General features: G+C 72.3%; 4 protein-coding genes and 1 pseudogene. 1 reads left to right on the top strand and 4 read right to left on the bottom strand.

Going from position 1 to position 4,377, the window contains the following annotated elements:
• Positions 1–18: 18 nt before the first annotated feature.
• Positions 19–168 (top strand): annotated as a pseudogene (locus CR470_RS36050) (MerR family transcriptional regulator); the annotation flags it as partial.
• Positions 169–245: 77 nt separating this feature from the next.
• Here CR470_RS36050 and CR470_RS36045 read toward each other — a convergent pair.
• The 4 genes from CR470_RS36045 to recA all read right to left on the bottom strand — a co-directional run.
• A complete protein-coding gene (locus CR470_RS36045) occupies positions 246–1,904 on the bottom strand; it encodes an acyl-CoA dehydrogenase family protein (protein WP_097871807.1) in 1,659 nt (552 codons plus the stop codon).
• 67 nt (positions 1,905–1,971) lie between these two features.
• A complete protein-coding gene (locus CR470_RS36040) occupies positions 1,972–2,577 on the bottom strand; it encodes a TetR/AcrR family transcriptional regulator (RefSeq protein WP_097871805.1) in 606 nt (201 codons plus the stop codon).
• Between the two features lie 168 nt (positions 2,578–2,745).
• On the bottom strand, positions 2,746–3,327 hold the full coding sequence (locus CR470_RS36035) for a dihydrofolate reductase family protein (RefSeq protein WP_097871803.1): 582 nt from the start codon (positions 3,325–3,327) through the stop codon (positions 2,746–2,748).
• Positions 3,328–3,503: 176 nt separating this feature from the next.
• Positions 3,504–4,377, bottom strand: an 874-nt coding sequence (gene recA / locus CR470_RS36030; protein ID WP_097871800.1) for a recombinase RecA, incomplete at its 5' end; no start/stop codon positions are given.

The following is a 4,377-nucleotide window of genomic DNA, read 5'->3' as shown; positions in this document are numbered from 1 at the left end:
AGATGTGTATAAGAGACAGTCGCCCAGGTGCGTGCGGCGGGCGGTCCGGAGCCGCTGGCGGCCGCCCTGCGTGACTGGCACGCCCGGCTGGCCGCCCGCGGGCGGGCGATGCTGGCCGGTGCCGCCGAGCTGGACGCCTACCTCCGCCACGCTCACGACGGCCACTGACGGGACGACCGCGGGCCGGGCAGCACGGGTCGACCACAGGGCGGCGGCGGTTTCCCGTCGCCCTCCCGCTGCCCCCGTCAGACGGGCAGCCGCTCCAGCAGTGCCGCGAAGTCGGTGTCCGCGGGGAGCGTGCCGAAGGCGAGCCCCCGGTCCCCGGCGAGGCGGGTCGCGCAGAACGCGTCGGCCACCGCCGCCGGGGCGTGGCGCACCAGGAGGGAGCCCTGCAGCACGAGAGCGGCCCGTTCGACGACCCGGCGGGCCCGGAGCTGCGCGTCCTCCGTGTGTGCCAGCTCGGTCCGCAGCTCCCGCCATGCCGCGTCGAGACGCGCGTCCGCCCCGGTCGCCGTCTCGATCTCGGCGTGAAAGGCCTCCAGTGACGCGGGCTCCCGCGTCAACGCCCGCAACATGTCGAGGGCGTTGACGTTGCCGGAGCCCTCCCAGATGCCGTTGAGCGGGGCCTCGCGGTACAGCCGCGGCATCCCGGACGCCTCGTCGTACCCGTTGCCGCCGAGGCACTCCAGGGCCTCGGCGACCGCGGCGGGCTGTCGCTTGCACACCCAGTACTTGCCGATGGAAGTGGCCAGGCGGAGGAAGGCGCGCTCCCCGTCGTCGCCCCGGTGGGCACGGTCGGCGGCCCCCGCCAGGCGCAGGGCCAGGGTCGTGGCGGCCTCCGACTCCAGGGACAGGTCCGCCAGGACGTTGCGCATCAGGGGCTGGTCGATCAGCTGGGCACCGAACACGGAGCGGTGGCGCGCGTGGTGGGCCGCCTGCGCGAGCGCTCCACGGGTGCCTGCGGCGGACCCCAGCACGCAGTCGAGCCGGGTCATCGTCACCATGTCGATGATGGTGCGCACGCCCTTGCCCTCGTCACCGACGAGCCAGGCCACGGTGTCGTCGAACTCGGGCTCGCCGGAAGCGTTGGAGCGGTTGCCGAGCTTGTCCTTGAGCCGCTGGATGCGGAACGTGTTCCGGCTCCCGTCCGGCAGCACGCGCGGCACCAGGAAGCACGACAGACCGCCGGGCGACTGGGCGAGGACCAGGAAGAGGTCGTTCATCGGCGCGCTGGTGAACCACTTGTGCCCGCGCAGCCGCCAGGTGCCGTCGGTCTGCTCGGCGGCCGCCGTGGTGTTGGCGCGCACATCGGTGCCGCCCTGCTTCTCCGTCATCCCCATGCCGGCGAGCAGGCCGCGCTTGGCGGCGGGGGCGCTCAGCCCGGGCTCGTACACCCGGCTGGTCAGCAGCGGTTCGTACGTCCTGGCGAGGTCCGGCGAGCGGCGCAGTGCCGGGACGACGGCGTACGTCATCGAGACCGGGCACAGGTGGCCCTGCTCCAGCATCGTGGCCAGCATGAAGCCGCCGGCGCGAGCGACATGGGCCCCGGGGCGTTCGTCGGCCCAGGCGGCGCCCGCCAGACCCGCCCGCACGGAGGCGTCCATCAGGCGGTGGTAGGCGGGGTGGAACTCGACCTCGTCGATCCGGTGGCCGAAGCGGTCGTGGGTACGCAGCTCCGGTTCGTGGCGGTTGGCCTGGTCGGCCCAGTGCTGCGCCTCCTCGCCGCCGACGTAGCGGCCGAAGCGATGGAGCTCGTCCAGGTGCCATGCGGCGCCCTCGCGGCGTACCCCTTCGAGCAGCACCGCGTCGTCGGCGGCGTCGTGACCGGTGAGCGGAGGCGGCTGGTTCGTCACCTCGTGCGTCACGGCGGTCGGGTTGCTGCGGGGTGCGGCGGGCGCGGGCATCGGTTCTCCTCCGGGAGACGGGACGGCGGGTGCGGCACACGGGCGGGAGCGAGGGGCGCGGCCCGGGTCAGGGAGGCGCGCCCGCGCAGCGCAGGGCAACGGCGGTGAGGCAGGTGACGAGCCGGTCCGTGTCGTGCGCGGCCGAGGTGCTCAGGGGGTACACGAGGACCTCGCCGACGGCGCCGGTCAGCGCGGCGGCGGTGATCTCCGCGTCCTGGTCCGGCAGCAGGCCCGCGGTGGCCCCCTCGTCGATCACCGCGGCGAACAGCGCCCGGTAGCGGCGCCGGAAGGCGAGACGTTCCGCGCCGACCGCCGGTTCGGCGGGCGCCGCGAGCAGCGCGTACGCCAGGCCGTGGTTCTCCAGGGCGCGGCGGGCGAACACCTCCACACCCCGGCGCAACCGCTCGGCGGGGTCGCCGTCGCCCTCCAGCACCCCGCCCAGCACGTCCACCTCGCGCTGCGCGGCGCGTCGGAAGACCTCCACGGCCAGCGCGGACTTGGACGAGAAGTGCTGGTAGACGGAGCCGGCCGCGATCCCGGCCGCGTCGGCGACAGCGGTCACGGACGCCTGAGCCCAGCCGACCTCCGCCACGACCTCGGTGGCGCGGACGACGAGATGCTCCCGGGCGGCTTCGAGCCGACGGACTTCGGCCGGGGTCTTGCGGTAGGCCATGAATGAAGTGAACCATCATTCAGAGTTTCCCGCCATGCGTGCTCGGCGTCGACTGCCGATGCCGGCACCCGGGCCGGCATCACCGACGGGGGCGTGCCGCACTCGACGAGTTCGCCCGCGTCCGCCCGGCTTCGGCGACGCCGTCGTCGACTCCCCGGTCTGTGGGGGTCAATGCGGGGTGGGCCGGTAGGTGAGCTCCTGGGTACGGCCGTCGAGCGTGCGGCTCTCGATCAGTTCGAGGTCGAAGTCGGCCGCACCCCGGAGGACCGGTTCCGTACCGGTCCGACCGGTGATGACGGGGAAGAGCGTCACCTGGACGCGGTCGACCAGGCCGGCGGCCATCAGCGCCCGGTTCATCGACAGGCTCCCGTGCGAGCGCAACGGCACCTCGGACTCCTCCTTGAGGCGGGCGACCACGTCGACGGCGTCACCGCTCACGACGGTCGCGTCCGGCCAGTCGAGGGGCCCTTCGAGCGTGTTCGACACGACCGTCGCCGGCAGGCTCCTCATCCGCGTGACCCATGCGTCACCCACGCCGGACTCCTTCGTGCTCGGGCCCAGCAGCCGCACGAATTCCCGGTACGTGTTGGCACCGAAGACCATCCGCTGATCCTCGCCGTACAGAGACAGCCGGTGGTCGAGGAGCTCGGGGCCCTGTTTGCCCCAGTAGCCGCCCCAGTCGCCGTCACCGTTGTAGGAGCCGAAACCGTCGAGGCTGGAGAATACGTCGAAGGTGTAGGTAACGGTCATGATGCTCTCCTGGGTGAGTCCGGTCGATGGACACAGGTAAGGACTGCGTCCGGCGGGGGAACTCATCGCCGCTGCCCGCAGAGGCTTCCCCGCCCGTGGTCGACGCCGCGGAGGCGCCCGCCGGACGGTGCCCGGGTGCAGCCGCCGCCTGCGGCCGCACGCCGAGTGCTCACCTGTCAGGCGGCGGTTCCCGTCGAGGGCCGGGCGGCGACGGGAACCGGGGCGGTGCCGGTGTCCTCGGGGGCCGGGGCCTTCGCCGGTACCCCGATTCCGAGCTTCTCCAGGATCTTCCTCTCGATCTCGTTGGCGAGGTCGGGGTTGTCCTTGAGGAAGTTGCGGGCGTTCTCCTTGCCCTGGCCGAGCTGATCGCCCTCGTACGTGTACCAGGCGCCGGCCTTGCGGACGAAGCCGTGGTCCACGCCCATGTCGATCAGGCCGCCCTCGCGGCTGATGCCCTGGCCGTAGAGGATGTCGAACTCGGCCTGCTTGAACGGCGGGGCGACCTTGTTCTTGACGACCTTGACGCGGGTCCGGTTGCCGACGGCGTCGGTGCCGTCCTTCAGCGTCTCGATCCGGCGGATGTCCAGGCGCACCGAGGCGTAGAACTTCAGCGCCCGGCCACCGGTGGTGGTCTCCGGGGAGCCGAACATCACGCCGATCTTCTCGCGGAGCTGGTTGATGAAGATCGCGGTGGTCTTGGACTGGTTGAGCGCGCTGGTGATCTTGCGGAGGGCCTGGCTCATCAGACGGGCCTGGAGGCCCACGTGCGAGTCGCCCATCTCGCCCTCGATCTCCGCACGGGGCACCAGGGCCGCCACGGAGTCGATGACGATCAGGTCCAGGGCGCCGGAGCGCACCAGCATGTCGACGATCTCCAGCGCCTGCTCACCGTTGTCCGGCTGGGACAGGATGAGGTTGTCGATGTCGACGCCGAGCTTCTTCGCGTACTCCGGGTCCAGCGCGTGCTCGGCGTCGATGAACGCCACCGAACCGCCGAGCTTCTGCGCGTTCGCCACCGCGTGCAGCGTCAGCGTCGTCTTGCCGGAGGAC

This window comes from Streptomyces sp. rh34, from assembly GCF_002551245.1.
GTDB lineage: Bacteria > Actinomycetota > Actinomycetes > Streptomycetales > Streptomycetaceae > Streptomyces.
Note: the sequence above shows the minus strand (reverse complement) of the source record. Positions and strands in the feature narration are given on the sequence as shown.

What these genes read in the sequence shown, in the direction of transcription:
- CR470_RS36045 (WP_097871807.1), bottom strand. Translation starts at nt 1,904, where the DNA reads ATGCCCGCGCCCGCCGCACCCCGCAGCAACCCGACCGCCGTGACGCAC.
- CR470_RS36035 (WP_097871803.1), bottom strand. Translation starts at nt 3,327, where the DNA reads ATGACCGTTACCTACACCTTCGACGTATTCTCCAGCCTCGACGGTTTC.
- CR470_RS36040 (WP_097871805.1), bottom strand. Translation starts at nt 2,577, where the DNA reads ATGGCCTACCGCAAGACCCCGGCCGAAGTCCGTCGGCTCGAAGCCGCC.